This is a genomic window from Acinetobacter sp. SCLZS86 (assembly GCF_021560715.1).
GTDB classification, from domain to species: Bacteria; Pseudomonadota; Gammaproteobacteria; order Pseudomonadales; family Moraxellaceae; genus Acinetobacter; species Acinetobacter towneri_A.
Map to the genome: position 1 here is coordinate 2079170 of NZ_CP090864.1, position 18086 is coordinate 2097255.

At 45.0% G+C, this 18086-nt stretch carries 16 protein-coding genes and 2 pseudogenes; 5 read left to right on the forward strand and 13 right to left on the reverse strand.

Annotation, left to right across the window (positions count from 1 at the left end; genetic code table 11):
- Positions 1-12: 12 nt before the first annotated feature.
- A complete protein-coding gene (locus LZP46_RS09940; protein ID WP_032000675.1) occupies positions 13-1314 on the forward strand; it encodes a CBASS cGAMP synthase in 1302 nt (433 codons plus the stop codon).
- A 157-nt stretch (positions 1315-1471) separates the two neighbouring features.
- Here the strand turns inward: LZP46_RS09940 and tnpC (LZP46_RS09945) are convergent, their stop codons facing one another.
- From tnpC (LZP46_RS09945) to tnpA (LZP46_RS09955), 3 genes are all read right to left on the reverse strand, one after another.
- Positions 1472-3055 (reverse strand): IS66 family transposase, encoded by a 1584-nt coding sequence (gene tnpC / locus LZP46_RS09945; protein ID WP_236093705.1) that lies wholly within the window; start codon positions 3053-3055, stop codon positions 1472-1474.
- Between the two features lie 74 nt (positions 3056-3129).
- Complete coding sequence (gene tnpB, locus LZP46_RS09950; protein ID WP_000618087.1) at positions 3130-3465, reverse strand: IS66 family insertion sequence element accessory protein TnpB; 336 nt, start codon at positions 3463-3465, stop codon at positions 3130-3132.
- On the reverse strand, positions 3462-3845 hold the full coding sequence (tnpA, locus tag LZP46_RS09955; RefSeq protein WP_004691518.1) for an IS66-like element accessory protein TnpA: 384 nt from the start codon (positions 3843-3845) through the stop codon (positions 3462-3464). Before tnpA (LZP46_RS09955) ends, tnpB (LZP46_RS09950) begins: the two co-directional genes overlap by 4 nt.
- 65 nt (positions 3846-3910) lie before the next feature.
- Here tnpA (LZP46_RS09955) and LZP46_RS09960 point away from each other — a divergent pair, with 65 nt between their 5' ends.
- Both LZP46_RS09960 and cap3 read left to right on the forward strand, forming a co-directional pair.
- On the forward strand, positions 3911-5578 hold the full coding sequence (locus tag LZP46_RS09960) for an E2/UBC family protein (RefSeq protein WP_236093746.1): 1668 nt from the start codon (positions 3911-3913) through the stop codon (positions 5576-5578).
- Positions 5571-6032, forward strand: a complete 462-nt coding sequence (gene cap3, locus LZP46_RS09965) for a CBASS system CD-NTase/cGAS isopeptidase Cap3 (RefSeq protein WP_002058114.1) — start codon at positions 5571-5573, stop codon at positions 6030-6032. Before LZP46_RS09960 ends, cap3 begins: the two co-directional genes overlap by 8 nt.
- Before the next feature lie 153 nt (positions 6033-6185).
- Here the strand turns inward: cap3 and tnpC (LZP46_RS09970) are convergent, their stop codons facing one another.
- The 7 genes and pseudogenes from tnpC (LZP46_RS09970) to LZP46_RS10000 form a co-directional block, all read right to left on the reverse strand.
- The gene (gene tnpC, locus LZP46_RS09970; protein ID WP_236093705.1) at positions 6186-7769 is read right to left on the reverse strand and encodes an IS66 family transposase; all 1584 of its coding nucleotides are present in this window, start codon (positions 7767-7769) and stop codon (positions 6186-6188) included.
- A gap of 74 nt (positions 7770-7843) precedes the next feature.
- The gene (gene tnpB, locus LZP46_RS09975; protein WP_000618087.1) at positions 7844-8179 is read right to left on the reverse strand and encodes an IS66 family insertion sequence element accessory protein TnpB; all 336 of its coding nucleotides are present in this window, start codon (positions 8177-8179) and stop codon (positions 7844-7846) included.
- Positions 8176-8559 (reverse strand): IS66-like element accessory protein TnpA, encoded by a 384-nt coding sequence (gene tnpA / locus LZP46_RS09980; protein ID WP_004691518.1) that lies wholly within the window; start codon positions 8557-8559, stop codon positions 8176-8178. The genes tnpB (LZP46_RS09975) and tnpA (LZP46_RS09980) overlap by 4 nt, the downstream gene beginning before the upstream one ends.
- A 282-nt stretch (positions 8560-8841) precedes the next feature.
- A pseudogene (locus LZP46_RS09985) lies at positions 8842-8961 on the reverse strand (IS3 family transposase); the annotation flags it as partial.
- 63 nt (positions 8962-9024) lie between these two features.
- Positions 9025-12276 carry a type I restriction endonuclease subunit R gene (locus tag LZP46_RS09990; protein ID WP_236093747.1) on the reverse strand — a complete coding sequence of 1084 codons (3252 nt, stop codon included), beginning with the start codon at positions 12274-12276 and terminating at the stop codon, positions 9025-9027.
- Complete coding sequence (locus LZP46_RS09995) at positions 12273-13625, reverse strand: restriction endonuclease subunit S (RefSeq protein ID WP_236093748.1); 1353 nt, start codon at positions 13623-13625, stop codon at positions 12273-12275. Before LZP46_RS09995 ends, LZP46_RS09990 begins: the two co-directional genes overlap by 4 nt.
- Positions 13625-15910, reverse strand: coding sequence for a type I restriction-modification system subunit M (locus tag LZP46_RS10000; protein WP_236093749.1), 2286 nt, complete (start codon positions 15908-15910; stop codon positions 13625-13627). Before LZP46_RS10000 ends, LZP46_RS09995 begins: the two co-directional genes overlap by 1 nt.
- A gap of 301 nt (positions 15911-16211) precedes the next feature.
- On the opposite strand from LZP46_RS10000, the gene LZP46_RS10005 reads away from it, so the two are divergent.
- Together LZP46_RS10005 and LZP46_RS10010 are read left to right on the forward strand one after the other, a co-directional pair.
- A complete protein-coding gene (locus tag LZP46_RS10005; protein ID WP_000935322.1) occupies positions 16212-16382 on the forward strand; it encodes a YhfG family protein in 171 nt (56 codons plus the stop codon).
- Between the two features lie 12 nt (positions 16383-16394).
- Positions 16395-16991: a putative adenosine monophosphate-protein transferase Fic gene (locus LZP46_RS10010; protein ID WP_123793610.1), complete on the forward strand. Its 597-nt coding sequence runs from the start codon at positions 16395-16397 to the stop codon at positions 16989-16991.
- A 67-nt stretch (positions 16992-17058) separates the two neighbouring features.
- On the opposite strand, the pseudogene LZP46_RS10015 reads toward LZP46_RS10010, so the two are convergent.
- The 3 genes and pseudogenes from LZP46_RS10015 to merD form a co-directional block, all read right to left on the reverse strand.
- A pseudogene (locus LZP46_RS10015) lies at positions 17059-17634 on the reverse strand (ISL3-like element ISPpu12 family transposase); the annotation flags it as partial.
- Positions 17631-17714, reverse strand: coding sequence for a hypothetical protein (locus LZP46_RS10020; protein WP_425265850.1), 84 nt, complete (start codon positions 17712-17714; stop codon positions 17631-17633). The pseudogene LZP46_RS10015 and the gene LZP46_RS10020, both read right to left, overlap by 4 nt.
- The gene (gene merD, locus LZP46_RS10025) at positions 17711-18073 is read right to left on the reverse strand and encodes a mercury resistance co-regulator MerD (RefSeq protein WP_025467726.1); all 363 of its coding nucleotides are present in this window, start codon (positions 18071-18073) and stop codon (positions 17711-17713) included. The genes LZP46_RS10020 and merD overlap by 4 nt, the downstream gene beginning before the upstream one ends.
- Positions 18074-18086: the final 13 nt, after the last annotated feature.

Sequence of the window (18086 nt, forward strand, 5' to 3'; positions counted from 1 at the left end):
GGGGAATGCAGCATGACTTGGAATTTTCACAGCTACTATACTAATCGTGATACTGGATTGATCGGTCAGTTGATCCTTGATGATCATGATAAAGATGGTCTTAAAGCATTACGTCATATCGTACGTGAACGTACACGGGATGTTTTTGATGAAGCCAAACAGCTTGTAAAGTCATCTAAGCATCACTATACAGCTCTATCTTTTCGTGCCGAGTTTGTTGGTACAAATTTTAAGTATCTATCACCAGATGATCAAAAGATTCTATCTGAATTGATTATGGATCTATCGGAAGATCTAAAAGCAGAATTTTTGAAGCTAAACCCACGTTTTTGGACCCAAGGTAGCTTCATGTATGATACGTTGAATCGGCCATATAAGCCTACACAAGAAATGGATATTGATGACGGTACATACCTGCCAATGCAGTTCTTTGAAGATAAACCGGCAATTGCACATCAACTATTATTGCTATTGGTAGATGCCTCACTTAAATCTTTGGCTTCTGAACGTCATGGATGGTCATTTGAGGCTAAGGATACATGTGGTCGTATTAAGATCCCTGCAAAGAGTGTCCATATTGACGTACCAATGTATGCGATCCCATACGAAAAGTTCTTGGAAAAAGATGTTCTGTTACGAAAGGCTGCGGCTTCTCAAATCTTTGCTGAAATGTATGATGGAGTTGCAGCTGCTGATCATGCACTCTATGATCAGCTTGAGACAGACTGCGTAAATCTAGCGGTACGTAAAGACGATGCAAAATGGATTAAAAGTGATCCTAAAGATGTTCACTTATGGTTTCAAGATGCTTGCCAACGTACAGGTCAGCATTTACGAAAAGTATGCCGTATTCTTAAAGCATGGCGTGATGCTGGTGATTGGAAAGAAAGTAATGGCCCATCATCCATTTCACTGATGGCGGCAGTAGTAGATATTCTGGATCGTACTTATGTAGATCCTAAAGATTTCGGATTGTTGATGCTGACTGTAGCAAGAAAGCTTCCAAATACTTTCCGTAACGGGGTTGAAAGTCCTGATGAAAATGATGAGCGTCCATTGTTTCCTCCGCACTATGAGCATGAAGCTAAGCACAAGGAAGTTATCACGAAGTTAGAGGAACTGGTAACTTCACTTGAATCTGCATATGCAGCCTATACTAAACAAGATGCTTTGAATATTCTAAATGGTGAGTACGGCGACCGTGTTCAGGATTTAAGCCTTATTGTGTCTCAGGCAGCTGCCCCAGCTTATGAAAGCAATCCACTAAAAGCTAAAGAGGCTGCCATCATCAGCACTTCAATGAAGAGTGGCTGATCGAGTGTCAGAATTACATTCAGTAATGCTTGATTGCGGGTATCAACACTTAGCAATCAGGCAACGTCAAAAATATGAAGCATTAGCTGACATAGACGATAAATTCCTTATATATCTTAAAGAATAGTAAGCGTCCGCTGAACCCCATGCCTATTTTTTAATTCGATTTAGGTTTCCAGCGGTGTGGCAGTAACTCTTCAATTTGGGTCACTTTGTGTGTCGGCAGCCTTTTCAGCACATCACTTAAATAGGCATACGGATCCAAGCCATTCAGCTTTGCTGACTGGATTAACGTCATGATGTTTGCCGCTCGCTGACCACTGCGCAGCGAACCTGCAAACAGCCAGTTCTTGCGCCCCAAGGCCCAGGGACGCATCTGATTTTCAATCCAATTATTGCAAATCGGTAGATTGCCATCATCCAGATAGCGGCTTAAAGCTGGCCAACGCTTCAGAGTGTAATTGATGGCCTTGGCGGTGGGAGAACTCGATGGCACTGTCAGATAATGTTGGTTGAGCCATTCATATAGTTGTTGCATCACTGGTTGACTATGCTGTTGTCGGTATTCGCGGCGGTCTTCCGCTGTACCATCGGTCTTTTTCCTGAGCTCTGCTTCTATCGCATACAGTTTCTGAATCAGCACTAATGCCTGTTCAGCGACCTGACTTTTCCCAGTTACATGCAGTTCATGGAATTTACGACGTGCATGCGCCATGCAGCCCACCTCTATGACCTGGCCTGATTTAAAGCGTGCTTTATAACCACTGTAATCATCACAGACTAGATAACCCTGCCAGCCTTTCAAGAACTCTGCAGCATGCTGGCCTGAACGACTATCCTGAAAGTCATAGATCACCGCCTGAACTGGATTGTACTGTGTAGTGGCATAGGCCCAGACATAACCTTTCTTCGGTTTTTTCTCATCATCACCCATCCGCATGATGGTGACCGGCGTTTCATCGGCATGGATCACCCGCTGTTGCAGCACCACCTGTTTTAAGGCATTGGCCAGAGGTTCCAGTTCCACACCGCAGCGACCAATCCAGTCAGATAAAGTAGATCTGGACAGATCAATGCCCGCCCGCTGATAGATCAGGCGCTGACGGTACAGCGGCAAATGATCGGCATATTTCGATACCAACACATGGCTGAGCAGTTCAGGTGAAGCAATGCCTTTATCAATCACATAGGCGGGCATCGCTTGCTGAGTCAGGGTGTCACACTGATCACAGACCCATTTACCACGCACATGCTGTTCCTTATAGAACTGTGCCGGTCTGAAATGCAGTTTTTCACTGACATCTTCGCCGATACGACGTAACTGGCAGCCACAACTGCATTGGGTTGATGCAGGTTCATGCTCAATACGGATGGTGTGTAGATGATCTGGCAGTGGTCGACGTTTAGGTTTGTTGACTGTGGCTTTCTGTGTCCCTGCATCGGTTTTATCTGCATTTAATCGTTCTAATTCCAGATCAACGGCTGCGATATCTTCTTCGACCGCTTCGTCCCATAGATGGATTTGTTTTGCAGTGAGATGTTCGTTTTTACTGCCGAATTTGTGCTGTTTAAACAGCGCCAGTTCATGCTCGTATTTTTGGTTGAGAATAGAAAGATGTTGAACTTTGGCATCTAATTGCTGGTTTGATTGTGCCAAAGACTGATGCTGCATCGCCAACTGCCTGGTGAATTCCAGCAGTTGTTCATGGGTCAGTTGGCTTAAGTCAGGCAGCGTATTCATGACCCCAGTATGCCTGAGGTCATGAAGAGAATGAAATAGAACGTTTGGAGAATAGCAGAATGGATCAAGCTAGTTTAGAGCATTGTGACCACTTGCTGTCGTCCAATGCGCTGCCAGGGCAAACCCTGGATTAATGCCTGTAACTGTTCCGGGCTGAGGGCCACGGTTTCACCTTGGTGAACTTGAGCCCAGTGGAATTTTCCCTGTTCCAAACGCCTGGCACACAGCCAGATGCCCAGTCCATCATGTACCAACACTTTCATACGATGGCCACGTTTATTACAGAACAGGTAAGCACAATGCGGTTTAATGTAGCCAAAGGCTCTCACCACCTGAGCCATGACAGTATCCATCCCTGCTCGCATATCCAGAGGTTGGGTAGAAAGCCAGATTTCATCAATGCGGATCATGTTGCAAGTGCCTTGAGTAATTCTGCTAAAGCAGATATTTCTGATACTTGCCATTTCAAGCCAATTTCTGCTTTTGAGTGGGGTAAAGTAATTTGAACCGTTAACATGTCAGTAGGAGTAGGATCTAGTGGTGCAGAGCAGGATAAGGCAATAAATGCAGGTTTATTCGGTAGTGGTGAGCGATCATTCCCAGGCTTAGCATCAATTAAGCGAATCCATTTGGATACAAGATTTGTATTCAATCCATGTTGCAAAGCGACCGAAGCAATTGAAACGTCCGGTGCTTTACAAGCCTGAACGATCTGCTGTTTAAATTCAGCACTGTATGTTCTTCGTTTTTTCGCAAGAGATGCGATGGATGTCTGGTGATTTGTAGTCATAAATTTTAGTCCCCACTTGTTTTTAAGTGGGGACTAAATTAAGGCTTATAGGATGAATTCATAAGGTGTGTTCAGCGGACGCTTACAAAGAATATTCTACATCTAAGGGTCCTTTTACCATTGCGTTAGAGTTTGGCTATGATGCATATACAATCTTGCCGTGGGCGCACATCATCAGTAAACCTGAACAACTTGAAGATGTCCTGCTTCCTCACGTCAATAATGCTGGTTATCTTTGCTATGTAGAACAACTAGAAGCAGATTGGGACCCGAATGATATTGGGAATTTGTATAAGACTGTAGATTATCAGATCCAAATCACCTTAGACAACTCCATAAAATCATTAGAAAACGGCCATGTAGACCAAACTGAATTAGAGGGTGAGTTTGTAGCCTATTGGAAAGCTGAGAGAGTGACCTATGCTCTGTCAGATTTAAATGCACTGAATGGTGAAGTAGCTTATCTAACTCGAAACATATCTACTGATGGATCTGATTGCCTCGAATCTATTTTGTTTGGGATACAAGATAAAGATATTCAAGAGAAATGGCTTAGCCAGAGATCTCTCAAGGAATTTGACTCCCAAAAGCTCAATGTATTCATCCTCAAAGTCAGACCAACCCGACTTTCCGGAGTTTATTGGCCTCCTAAAGATGCACCAGCCTTATTCAAGTGGCTATCTCTCGTAGATCATAATGCTAAGGCACATTTGATAAAGTATTTTGTAGAACATCCTTATAAACATCATTTGATTGTTTTGGAGGTAGATAAGCAAGATACATTTGGGGTGATATTTGAACTGAATCAAACAGCAGTACAGTTTACGACTTATGCCAATTCTAGAAAAAAAGGAAAAGGTGGCCGTAAACTCGATTTAGGACGAGCAAGTTCAGTCCTTACAGGTAAGTACGCTTTTAATCAGTTCCAAAGAATTTCTTTTGTGAAGTCAGATAAAGACTCAATTCTTTCCCGCAATCGGTCTCGACCTGAGATTGGAGATCTACGCACAAAGAAAATCGCATTAATTGGCTGTGGAACGATTGGTGGGTATGTGGCTGAGCTATTGATTCGTGCCGGTGCCGGTATGGGAACCAAAAGCTTAGATTTATATGATCAGGATAAGTATGGTCCACACAATTTCAGTCGTCACACATTAAGTAGTAATGATTTTGGTAAGTACAAATCAGAAGCACTTAAAAATAGGCTTGAAGATTCAACCCATCTTGTAATCAACATCAATTCTTATAAGTGTGGGTTTCCTCTTTTGAAACCGTATCTGTCCCTATACGACATTGTGATCGATGCTACTGGTCGGGCACCAGTATCAAAACGCTTAGCGAAGTTGGTGCGTCAGCTCGATGGTACTAAAAAACCTATCATTATCCATGGATTCAATGATGGAAATGGCATTGCTTCGAAGGTCTTTATAGATAGCTTGGATGGTTGCTATAATTGTCTATGTGGTGATACAGCTTTCTATAAAAACGGTGTTGATAGACGTTTTGAGAACCTATTAGATATTAATCAAAAAAAAATCTCATGCGGCAATACATACACACCGTATGATGCAGCAGTTAGTGTTATGACTGCCGCATTGATTCAAGAAGCAGTTTTATCAACTCTGGAGCATGAAAGAGATTGGAATTATAAAGAACATATCTTCATGGGCAGTCGCACTAAAAAGCCGACTTGGATCAGAAAAAAAGACTTTTGTGACATCTGTAATGATTGATAAAGAACTTGTGTTTAAAGCTCAGGATCGATCGTTAGTTGTGATCTCCACTGAGGTTGTCAATATATTAGTGTCATACCGTCAATTAAGTGATTTTAGCCAAGAAAGTGCCGGAGTGCTTATTGGTGAACGTAGGGGTGTTCATATTGTTATTAGGACGCTATCTGAGCCTAGTCGTTGGGACATTAGAAGTCGTTTCATGGTAGATCGTGTGAGTAAGCATCACCAAAAGGCTGTTGATAATGCTTTCAAAAAAAGTAATGGTGAATGGCAGTATTTAGGTGAGTGGCACACACATCCAGAAGATGTACCAAAACCATCTGTGACGGATTATAGCAGTTGGTATAAAAATCTAAAATCGTCAAATCCTCTAATTTTGATTATTGCAGGTCGGACAAATTTTTGGGTAGGTAAGAAAATTAACGAGAATATTGAGGTTTTAAAACAGATATAAAGTTTTTATAACTCGTATATTTCTATTAATCCGATTTGTTTTGAATTATTCAGTAGTTAGTAAAAAATCCCCAATAAAGTTTATTTTTATGTGAGTTTTAATTACTATCTTGTAGTAGTTTTGTAAGCGTCCGCTGAACCCCATGCCTATTTTTTAATTCGATTTAGGTTTCCAGCGGTGTGGCAGTAACTCTTCAATTTGGGTCACTTTGTGTGTCGGCAGCCTTTTCAGCACATCACTTAAATAGGCATACGGATCCAAGCCATTCAGCTTTGCTGACTGGATTAACGTCATGATGTTTGCCGCTCGCTGACCACTGCGCAGCGAACCTGCAAACAGCCAGTTCTTGCGCCCCAAGGCCCAGGGACGCATCTGATTTTCAATCCAATTATTGCAAATCGGTAGATTGCCATCATCCAGATAGCGGCTTAAAGCTGGCCAACGCTTCAGAGTGTAATTGATGGCCTTGGCGGTGGGAGAACTCGATGGCACTGTCAGATAATGTTGGTTGAGCCATTCATATAGTTGTTGCATCACTGGTTGACTATGCTGTTGTCGGTATTCGCGGCGGTCTTCCGCTGTACCATCGGTCTTTTTCCTGAGCTCTGCTTCTATCGCATACAGTTTCTGAATCAGCACTAATGCCTGTTCAGCGACCTGACTTTTCCCAGTTACATGCAGTTCATGGAATTTACGACGTGCATGCGCCATGCAGCCCACCTCTATGACCTGGCCTGATTTAAAGCGTGCTTTATAACCACTGTAATCATCACAGACTAGATAACCCTGCCAGCCTTTCAAGAACTCTGCAGCATGCTGGCCTGAACGACTATCCTGAAAGTCATAGATCACCGCCTGAACTGGATTGTACTGTGTAGTGGCATAGGCCCAGACATAACCTTTCTTCGGTTTTTTCTCATCATCACCCATCCGCATGATGGTGACCGGCGTTTCATCGGCATGGATCACCCGCTGTTGCAGCACCACCTGTTTTAAGGCATTGGCCAGAGGTTCCAGTTCCACACCGCAGCGACCAATCCAGTCAGATAAAGTAGATCTGGACAGATCAATGCCCGCCCGCTGATAGATCAGGCGCTGACGGTACAGCGGCAAATGATCGGCATATTTCGATACCAACACATGGCTGAGCAGTTCAGGTGAAGCAATGCCTTTATCAATCACATAGGCGGGCATCGCTTGCTGAGTCAGGGTGTCACACTGATCACAGACCCATTTACCACGCACATGCTGTTCCTTATAGAACTGTGCCGGTCTGAAATGCAGTTTTTCACTGACATCTTCGCCGATACGACGTAACTGGCAGCCACAACTGCATTGGGTTGATGCAGGTTCATGCTCAATACGGATGGTGTGTAGATGATCTGGCAGTGGTCGACGTTTAGGTTTGTTGACTGTGGCTTTCTGTGTCCCTGCATCGGTTTTATCTGCATTTAATCGTTCTAATTCCAGATCAACGGCTGCGATATCTTCTTCGACCGCTTCGTCCCATAGATGGATTTGTTTTGCAGTGAGATGTTCGTTTTTACTGCCGAATTTGTGCTGTTTAAACAGCGCCAGTTCATGCTCGTATTTTTGGTTGAGAATAGAAAGATGTTGAACTTTGGCATCTAATTGCTGGTTTGATTGTGCCAAAGACTGATGCTGCATCGCCAACTGCCTGGTGAATTCCAGCAGTTGTTCATGGGTCAGTTGGCTTAAGTCAGGCAGCGTATTCATGACCCCAGTATGCCTGAGGTCATGAAGAGAATGAAATAGAACGTTTGGAGAATAGCAGAATGGATCAAGCTAGTTTAGAGCATTGTGACCACTTGCTGTCGTCCAATGCGCTGCCAGGGCAAACCCTGGATTAATGCCTGTAACTGTTCCGGGCTGAGGGCCACGGTTTCACCTTGGTGAACTTGAGCCCAGTGGAATTTTCCCTGTTCCAAACGCCTGGCACACAGCCAGATGCCCAGTCCATCATGTACCAACACTTTCATACGATGGCCACGTTTATTACAGAACAGGTAAGCACAATGCGGTTTAATGTAGCCAAAGGCTCTCACCACCTGAGCCATGACAGTATCCATCCCTGCTCGCATATCCAGAGGTTGGGTAGAAAGCCAGATTTCATCAATGCGGATCATGTTGCAAGTGCCTTGAGTAATTCTGCTAAAGCAGATATTTCTGATACTTGCCATTTCAAGCCAATTTCTGCTTTTGAGTGGGGTAAAGTAATTTGAACCGTTAACATGTCAGTAGGAGTAGGATCTAGTGGTGCAGAGCAGGATAAGGCAATAAATGCAGGTTTATTCGGTAGTGGTGAGCGATCATTCCCAGGCTTAGCATCAATTAAGCGAATCCATTTGGATACAAGATTTGTATTCAATCCATGTTGCAAAGCGACCGAAGCAATTGAAACGTCCGGTGCTTTACAAGCCTGAACGATCTGCTGTTTAAATTCAGCACTGTATGTTCTTCGTTTTTTCGCAAGAGATGCGATGGATGTCTGGTGATTTGTAGTCATAAATTTTAGTCCCCACTTGTTTTTAAGTGGGGACTAAATTAAGGCTTATAGGATGAATTCATAAGGTGTGTTCAGCGGACGCTTACGTAGTTTTTTTCATAGACCTCTAGCATAAATCAAAAAACGACCAATTTAGTGATTATTTTTCGTACCGATCAATAAGCCATATTCGGTTATCATTGTTGCATGAACTACTCAAAAGTAAAAACACTGCCAAGCCAGCAGTTTAAACGACTTGTCGGAATACAACCTTCAACTTTTGCAGAAATGCTTGAAGTGATCCTAGACAGTATCGTGGACAACAAATCCCTCTAAATTCTTAAAATATTTCTGTTCAAAGGCTTCTGGGCTTAACCAGCCGTTTGCGGAATGCCTTCTGACCCGATTGTAATAAATTGTTAGCGGCAGTGTAAAAATGCCCCCCTAACGGCATTTAAAAACTGACCCCCTTGGTTAATATAGCGGTCATCTTGGACTGCTCAACATATCAAAGATCACTCTTGCAAATATGCTGGCTTTCGCCGGATCAGACAGCAACTGCATCATCTGTTCCTGATGTGCAGCACTACTGCCAAGAATGGCATCATCCATCGCTTTCGGGAAATCACCCAGCATGGCTTGTTCACGGGTATTGTTGGCAATCTGCTTCATCACAATCTCATTTTCCGCCAGCTTGTCACGTACCGTATAGGCATAGTTCAGCATGTCTTTATCGGTTAGGTTATCAGTGATAAAGACATCATTCAGACGCTCTATAATCTGTGACAGGAACTCTTCTTTCTTGTCACGTGGCTTGGCTGCACCGAGGTCATTGCCCGGTTCTAGCTTAAAATCTTCGGCATCTTCTTTCAGCTTGATGTCCTGCTGACGGATCTTGGACAAGCGGTAATGGCTCATGCTGACATTACTCAGATCCACCTCATCATCTTTCGTTGCGGTTTCACGCAGCAATGGACGCAGATTACGCGCATACAGACTGAGCTTCTCCAGTTCTTTGTCATCGTAGTCCACGATCTGCGACATAAACTCGTAAAAACGAGTAAAGCTTCCCAAGTCTTTTTTAAAGATTTCCAGCTTGTCTTTTTCAAGCTTGGCCTCTTTAAAGGCATTGTCGGCATTGGCAATCAGCACCGCATCATTGGTTTTCTTGCAGCGTTCCAGCATGTCACGGGTGGTGTTATAGGCTTCGATGGCCTGACTATAACGTTTCTGCCAGCGTTCAACCGCGGGTTTGCAGATATTACTGATCGCAGCATTGGATTTGTTCTTGGTAAAAAAGGCTTCTACAAACTGCTCGACTTCCGTCCACAGAAAAATCTTGCTGGCTTTCAGCTTTTCAAACAGGTCAAAGATCTGATCCGGATTCGATACATCAGCCAGTTCTGCGGTTTGGTAGTAAGGCTGGAAGGCCTCAAGAATGTCTTCAGGATCATTAAAGAAATCCAATACAAAGGTGCCAGATTCTGCCTTGCCTGGATAGGTGCGGTTCAGGCGTGATAAGGTCTGTACGCATTCCACACCGCCAAGTTTCTTGTCCACGTACATGGCACACAGTTTCGGTTGGTCAAAGCCAGTCTGGAACTTGTTGGCCACCAGCATCACCTGATAGTCATCACTATCAAAGGCCTTACGCATTTCCCGCCCTTTCAGTCCCGGGTTCATGTTACGTTCATTAAAGGTCTGCCCGACTAAACCACTGCTGTCGGTATCCTTGTCATTAAACTCAACCTCACCCGAGAAAGCGACCATAGCCTGAATCGACTTATAGCCTTGATCCGCCACGTATTTATCAAAGGCCAGCTTGTAACGCACCGCTTCCTTACGTGAACTTGTCACCACCATGGCTTTGGCCTGTCCACCCAATAAGCCCATCACGTTATTTTTAAAATGCTCGACAATGACTTTCACTTTCTGAGAAATGTTGTGGTCATGCAGGCGCACCCACTGATTCAGTCGGATCTTAGCTTTTTTGGCATCGACCTGTTTATCGGCTTCTTCAATTTTTTGTTTGAGCTTATACACCACTTTATAGTTGGTGTAATTTTTCAGCACATCCAGAATAAAGCCTTCTTCAATGGCCTGACGCATGGAATAGACATGGAAGGCTTCCGGCTTGTTCTGCTTGGAGGGCGGTAGCTCAGGATTCGGTACACGGCCAAACAGTTGCAGAGTTTTATCTTTCGGGGTGGCGGTAAAGGCATAGTAGCTGAGGTTATTACTGCCCTTACGTGCAGCCACCACCGCATCCAGAATATCTTCCGAGGACAGTTCTGCATCCTCATCACGCTCTTCCAGCATCAACACTTCTTTCAGCTGTCGTGCCGTAGAGCCGCTTTGTGAAGAATGCGCTTCATCGGCAATCACAGCATAACGTCGCTGTTTCAGGTTAGTGCTGTTTTCAATCGCACGCAACACAAAGGGGAAAGTCTGGATGGTCACAATGATAATCGGCTGTGAGGTTTCGAGTGCCTTGGCCAGTTTTTCCGATTTGGAGCCATCGCCTTCTTTGTTATTGATGCGTCCGACTACCCCATCGGCATGTTCAAACTGGTAGATGGTGTCCTGTAGCTGGGCATCCAGAATGGTACGGTCAGTGACTACAATCACCGAATCAAACAGTTTCTGATTGTGTTGATCGTACAGGGTCGACAATTGATGCGCTGTCCAGGCAATCGAGTTGGACTTACCTGAACCTGCACTGTGCTGAATCAGATATTTCTGCCCAGTGCCCTCCTCTAAGGCGGCATTGATCAGTTTGGTGACCACATTCCATTGGTGGTAACGTGGGAAGATCAGCAGTTCTTTTTTGTACTTGCGTCCTTCCCAGTCTTCTTTTTCTTCAATTTGCAGATGGACAAAACGTCCAATGATATTCAGCATATTGTCCGGGGTGAGAACTTCATTCCACAGATAGGCGGTGGCGTACTGATTCTGGTCTTCTGGCACATCATTGCCTGCGCCACCGTCATGCGTGCCTTTATTGAATGGCAGGAAGAAAGTATCTTCTCCGGCCAGTTGGGTCGCCATATAGACTTCGTATTGACTCACGGCAAAGTGTACCAATGCGCCACGCTTAAACATCAGCAAGGGTTCAGGCTTGTTGGTTTCTGGATCTTTCGGCAAGCGGGTGCGTTTGTACTGCAACATGGCATTCTGCACCGCCTGTTTAAACTCGGACTTGAGTTCCAGAGTAGCAACAGGAAAGCCGTTAATGAACAATACCAAGTCAATACGCCATTTCTTGGCCTGTTTGCCCATGTCCTGTAACTCGGCAGCGGTGGCATACGGGCTATAGACCAATTCCGGTACAATGCGGCAGATGTTCTTTTTGTAATTGGCTAGGGTATCCGGATTTAGCGCATGTTCTGGTTTAAACTGACAGAGGAAAAATCGTGCGCTGCGGGTTTTCACTCCGTGACGCAGCACACCTAAAGTGCCATAGCTACGTGACTGTTCATCAGTGGCATTGATGTCGGCTTTCTTCAGCTGGGCAACCACGGCTTCTAGAAAATGCCGTTCGGTATCATTCGGAAAGATGCGCTGAAACTTCTGCCAGTCTTGTGCTTGGGTTTGTTGCACAAAATCTAGTACGTCCTGCTCATACAAGGCGGTTTCACGGTTGTAGCCTTGTGGCGTACCGAGTTGCCAGCCCTGAGCCAGCATCTGTTGAATGATATCGTTCTGGAAAATGCTTTCACGGGTGGCGTCTAGATTCATGCGTTTAACTCCGTGTGTGCCTCAGCAAGCGTTGGGGCTTGCCAGTTACGAACATCAATTTTGCCTGTCACCGCAGCAGAAATAAGGGCTGTACGGCGTTCTTGCATGAGTTGAATAGCTGATTCAGCTTTAACAATAAGACTATCAATTTTTGTAGTTTCATTATCGAGAGTGCTAACGATTAATTCCCTTTCTTCAAATGGAGGTAAAGGAACTTCAAAACTATTGAGATTCCCAGTAGTAAGTTGATTAATCGTCGCCGTTAAAAAAGTACCTGACTGATATTCAAATAACGAAGAGTTAAATACTTTTGATAAATAATTATTATATTTGCTTCTAAAAATAGACATAAATGCACCAAAGCTAACCCCTTCAGCTCTTTCGTCAATCAAAGCATTTTTCCCAATAAGTGCTCGACTACCATTTCTTGCACAAATCAGAATATCATTTCTCTTTGTTCTTAGTTTTTCAGGAATGTCTCTATTCACATAAACATTATCATTAAATACTAATTTTTTATTTTGAACATTTGATGAACGTAAAACTAAAGTACCTTCACCTTCATCTACAATATCATCAGGAGAATAGGTTAAACCGATAATAGCTTCACCCAAATATTTCAATTTTTTCAATTCCCAATGCTCCGGCACTTCCCCTAACCATTCCACACCCGAATCTTTCATCGGAACATTTGGATCGAGTCCTTTGGTCACGGCATGGCTAATCACCGCTTGACGTTTTTCTTTCAGCAACTCAATCAGTTGTTGTTGTTTTTCAATCAGGTGATCGATTTTGGCGGTTTCATGGTCGAGGAAGTTGGCGATTTGGGTTTGTTCATCTTTGGAAGGAAGAAGTATTGGCAATCTCTTGAAATCTTCAAATTTCATCGACTGGCGTAAACCACCACCCATTCCATAGAAAACTTTTGTTGTGTCGTATGAATGTAATAAACGATAAGCAAATCGAGGATCAATATGTTGATTGGCTGATAATTTTAAATAGGCTGATGTAATAATCCCTTTTTCCTTGACCAATCCAACTCTAAGACTACGTTTATCATTTTGAAGATCAGTTAATCTTAAAATTATGTCTCCATTTTTTACTATTTGATAAGTATTAAATGACTCTGGTAATAATCCAAAATTATCTTCAATATCTCTTCGTACAATACGACCATAACTTAGAGATAAAACATTAGATTCATAGCCATCAGTATTTTTTTCAACTAGCGAGGAAAATAAAGCTAATACAGGTTTTACATCCCATGTTGATGGAATATCTCCGACCCATTCAACCCCTGAATCCTTATATTCTGCATAAGCTTGATACTTTGCGGCTGTCTTAACCATCAGGAATGCACCTCTTGTAGCAGTTGCATAATCTCGGCACTCACCGCATCCAGATCAGAATCAATCTCACTTAGGTCACGTGGTGGCTGGTACACGTAGAAATGACGGTTAAACGGAATTTCATAACCCACGATGCCAATCTCGCCATCTTTTTCATCGCGCTTGTCGGCATTGATCCAGGCATCGGCCACGTGTGGCTGTACTTCACGTTTAAAGTATTCTTCAATCAACTCTGTGGTGCTAATTTTTGGGTTCAGTGCAATATTTTCAGCATCACGCAAATCCCCATCCTGCACAAACTCCACCACTTTGCCCTGGTAGCTGAACTGGCCATATAGTGGGTTTTCCGCCTGTTTCACGACCTTGTTTATCACTGGTTCTGCTTCCGAATTCTTCCAGGTAATGGCGTCTAACAGCTGTTTCTTCTCTTTGGCATCCAGCTTGATGTCGGCCTGCTTCAAAGCTTTTTTCAGCATTTCATCAAACTGGTTAAAATCATCAAACTGCTCAGTGCCAATCACGTTCTGTAACACTTGGGCTTTTTCCATCAGGGCTTTCTGGAATAGCCAGATTTTGCTGTCCAGTACCTCTTTAATGTCTTTTTCTTTTAGCTCAGGGAATTCCGCTTTAATGAGGGCACGGACCTCAAGCGCAGCGTCCTGCAACTGACCATAAGTTTCTGCTGTCCACGCTGTACCAAAGGCTGTGCCCAATTGTGCATCGATACTTTGCATCACGGCATTAAACGGTTTCGGGGCAAAGCGTAATGCAGCAATCGCGCTATCAGTGATTTGTGCCGATAAACGTAATGGACGTTCAATGGTCACGCGACGGTAACCAAATTCATGACTGTCAAAGATTTTGCTGGCAAATGGTTTTTGCTGTTCGGTTTCACCATCCTGCGCCAAGGTGTCTACCGCGACAAAGTCACCGTAATTTTGGGTAATGGTGGCAATTTCAGCTTCAGTCAGATAGTTACGTTTTGAACCCAGCGACTTACGCATTTTGGTACTGAGGTTTGAGGCATTGATCAGCTGTACCTTGCCTTTACGTTCAGCGGCTTTTTTATTGCTGAGTACCCAGATATAGGTGGCAATCCCGGTGTTGTAGAACATGTCGTTCGGTAAGGCAATAATGGCTTCCAGCAAGTCGGCTTCTAAAATGTAGCGACGGATCTCACTTTCGCCACTGCCTGCACTGCCAGTAAACAATGGTGAACCATTCAGGATAATCCCGATGCGGCTGCCACTCTCGCTACTATTGGCATCACGCATCTTGCTGATCAGGTGCATCAGGAATAATAGTGAACCATCCGATACCCGTGGCAAGCCTGCACCGAAACGGCCATCAAAGCCCTTGTGTTCATGTTCGTCCTTGATGTCCTGTTCGATTTTTTTCCAGTCCACGCCAAAGGGTGGATTCGACAGCATGTAGTCAAACTGATCCACAGCAAGCTGGTCATTCGACAGCGTGTTGCCGAGTTTAATCCGGCTCACGTCCTGCCCTTTGATCAGCATGTCGGCTTTACAAATGGCGTAGGATTCTGGATTGAGTTCCTGACCAAAGGCACGCATCACCGCATTCGGGTTCAGCTCATGCAGATATTCCATACCTGAAGACAGGAAGCCGCCTGTCCCCGCTGTAGGATCGTAAATGGTGCGGATAATGCCGTCTTTAGTCAGGACATCATCATCTTCCATAAACACCAGTGCAGTGGTCAAACGTACAATGTCACGCGGGGTAAAATGTTCCCCTGCGGTTTCATTAGAACCCTCGGCAAAACGACGGATCAGTTCTTCAAACACCAAGCCCATGTCATGGTTGGATACGCTCTTTGGACTCAGATCCGTGGTGGCAAACTTTTGCACGACTTTATACAAGAGGTTGGCATCATCGAGGAGGCCCGCAAATTCGATGAAGTTAAAGTATTCAAAGATCTCGCGGGCATCTTTAGAGAAACTTTGCACATAGGTGCTCAAGTTGGCCTTGATATCACTCTGCCCCATTTTGCTGAGATCCATTGGGGAGGTGTTAAAGAAGGCTAGACCGTTGGTGGCACGCAGCAATAACTTTTCTTGAGCTTCTTCTGGTAGATTCAGCTTGGAGACTTTTTCATGTTCTGCCAGTACCGCCGCCTTGCTTTCTTCCAGTACACACTCCAGACGACGCAACAAGGTAAATGGCAGAATGATGCGGCCATATTGCGATTGTTTGAAGTCACCACGCAGCAGGTCGGCAACCGACCAGATGAAAGAAGCGATTTGTGAAAAGTTATTGTTGGTCATAGTGGTGAATCAATTCCTGAATTCTTATCTGTGATCAGTATCTGGCGACACTTCGGTTGCTAGAGATAATACTGATAATTTTTTAACTGTTGGATAATATTATATTATTTAAAAAGCAGATTGTTGATTATTCATTTATTGCATGACAGTTAAGCGACAAATTTTGTCGTCTGATTTCAGATTTTTCTGATAGAAGGTTCATCCACCATAACGCTACAACCCTGCTTTTGAAAGCCGTGCCTATTTATAAGCCCATCTGCTAAACTAGGCTTACATTACCTTTGTTCAAGGAAATTCCGAAATGCTAAACACTCTCGAACAGAAAAAAAAATATATCCAAGCTACGCGCTTGCAGAATTATCAAGCCAGTTTAAAGCTGGAAGGCATTAACCCGTCCTCAACCGCACCGGCATTAAGTAAAGCTCAGATTCTACAGAAATATAAGAAATTCTCACAGACCTCGGAATCGTGATCAGGCTTCCTTATGGATAAATATGGTGAAATGGGTGACAGCATTTACTGTTACCCCGACTCGGACGTCCTCAAAAACAAACTGAACATTCAGGATGCTGAAATTCTGCAACAGGCAGAACTGGAGTTGACTGAGTATGCCAGCACACGAATTGAGTACGCGGAGCCACCTTACGATCTCAAATACCTGCAATCCATTCACTTTCAGCTCTTTTCAGACCTGTATGTCTGGGCAGGTGAACTAAGACAAGTGGATATTGCCAAAGGCGATACCCGCTTTTGTACCTTCCCGCGTATTGAAATTGAAGCCAATAAGCTCTTCAAGCAACTTGAGCAGCAGAACTATTTTCAAGGTTTAGCCAAACCAGCACTTATCCAAAAAATCGCTGATTTTTATTGTGAACTTAATGTCATTCACCCTTTCAGAGAAGGCAATGGACGCACTCAGCGTATTTTCTTTGAGCATTTACTCGCCCACTGCGGCTATGGCGTACAATGGGATAAAATTGACAATAAAGAAGTTTGGATTCAGGCCAATATTGATGGATTCAACTGCCGGCTAGATGGACTGATCGCTATTTTTGAAGCCTGCATTATCACTCCTGAATAACAAAAAAATGGGTATACGGATTTAATGGTTGATGGGGCACCTTCACCCCATCAATCTGATACCACCCTCAGATGGTTGATAGATCGACTCCGTAGTTGAGTTCCTCTGCGAAGTCCGGCAGTCCGTAACCGATGGTTTTCTTGTAGAAAGGAGAGACCTTCGCAGTCGGTGCCTTCTTCTTGTGCTTCGTGGTGTAGAGCATTCGTGCCCGCATCACCTCGAAGGAGTAACCGCGCCCTTCACGGTTCTTGTCCTTGGCCAGTCGGTTGATGGACTCCGTGTAAGCGTTGGTGACGGGCATGTCCGTCTCGAAGTAGGTCATGGTCTCTTCGCGCCAGTTTCCCACTGCCCTGACCAGATCGCTCCAGACTTCCTTTTGGCCCTTCGGGATGGTGGCTATCCACTCGTCCAGGGCGGCTTCTGCCTGGAGCCGTGTGGTGGCGTCCCAGATGCCGTAGAAGCGCTCCTTGTGCTCGTAGGCGGCCAGCAGTTGCGGGAACGCGCCTGTCCAGGTCTCCATGATGAGGCGCTCCCGGTCTGAGACTTCGTGAGCGCGTTTCAGCAGGATTTTCCGGTCTCCCTTGAGAGTCCGGCTCTGGGACGGTTTCAGCTCCTTTCTGAGGCCCTTGCGCACTCTCTCTAGGTCAACACGGCCAGCGCACCCCACAGGTAGCCGGAAACGGGTTGGCGCGTCTCGGGCGGCAGTTTGTCAGGGGCGTTCACGGCAATGCCTCCTCGTGCGCCCGCTCGGCTGGCATGGAGGCCAGTTGCGCGTCCAGATGGGCCAACGCTTCGCGCCGACGCTCGACGAACTGGCGCAGAACGGCAAGCTGCGCGGCCGCTTCATCGCCGTCCGCAGCATCCAGCGCCCGGCACAGCCGCGCCAGCGCGTCCAGGCCGATGCCCGCCTCGAAGGCCGCCCGCACGAAGCACAGCCGTTGCAAGGCGGCATCATCGAACAGGCCATAGCCGCCCGGGGTGCACGCCACCGGACGCAGCAATCCGCGCAGCAGGTAGTCGCGCACGATATGCACGCTCACCCCGGCATCAAGGGCCAGCCGGGACACGGTGTAGGCGCTCATTGAAAACCTCCTT

Coding starts and splice junctions, on each gene's coding strand:
- LZP46_RS09940 (WP_032000675.1), top strand. CDS start 13: ATGACTTGGAATTTTCACAGCTACTATACTAATCGTGATACTGGATTG.
- tnpC (WP_236093705.1), bottom strand. CDS start 3,055: ATGAATACGCTGCCTGACTTAAGCCAACTGACCCATGAACAACTGCTG.
- tnpB (WP_000618087.1), bottom strand. CDS start 3,465: ATGATCCGCATTGATGAAATCTGGCTTTCTACCCAACCTCTGGATATG.
- tnpA (WP_004691518.1), bottom strand. CDS start 3,845: ATGACTACAAATCACCAGACATCCATCGCATCTCTTGCGAAAAAACGA.
- cap3 (WP_002058114.1), top strand. CDS start 5,571: ATGATTGATAAAGAACTTGTGTTTAAAGCTCAGGATCGATCGTTAGTT.
- tnpC (WP_236093705.1), bottom strand. CDS start 7,769: ATGAATACGCTGCCTGACTTAAGCCAACTGACCCATGAACAACTGCTG.
- tnpB (WP_000618087.1), bottom strand. CDS start 8,179: ATGATCCGCATTGATGAAATCTGGCTTTCTACCCAACCTCTGGATATG.
- tnpA (WP_004691518.1), bottom strand. CDS start 8,559: ATGACTACAAATCACCAGACATCCATCGCATCTCTTGCGAAAAAACGA.
- LZP46_RS09990 (WP_236093747.1), bottom strand. CDS start 12,276: ATGAATCTAGACGCCACCCGTGAAAGCATTTTCCAGAACGATATCATT.
- LZP46_RS09995 (WP_236093748.1), bottom strand. CDS start 13,625: ATGGTTAAGACAGCCGCAAAGTATCAAGCTTATGCAGAATATAAGGAT.
- LZP46_RS10000 (WP_236093749.1), bottom strand. CDS start 15,910: ATGACCAACAATAACTTTTCACAAATCGCTTCTTTCATCTGGTCGGTT.
- LZP46_RS10005 (WP_000935322.1), top strand. CDS start 16,212: ATGCTAAACACTCTCGAACAGAAAAAAAAATATATCCAAGCTACGCGC.
- LZP46_RS10010 (WP_123793610.1), top strand. CDS start 16,395: ATGGATAAATATGGTGAAATGGGTGACAGCATTTACTGTTACCCCGAC.
- merD (WP_025467726.1), bottom strand. CDS start 18,073: ATGAGCGCCTACACCGTGTCCCGGCTGGCCCTTGATGCCGGGGTGAGC.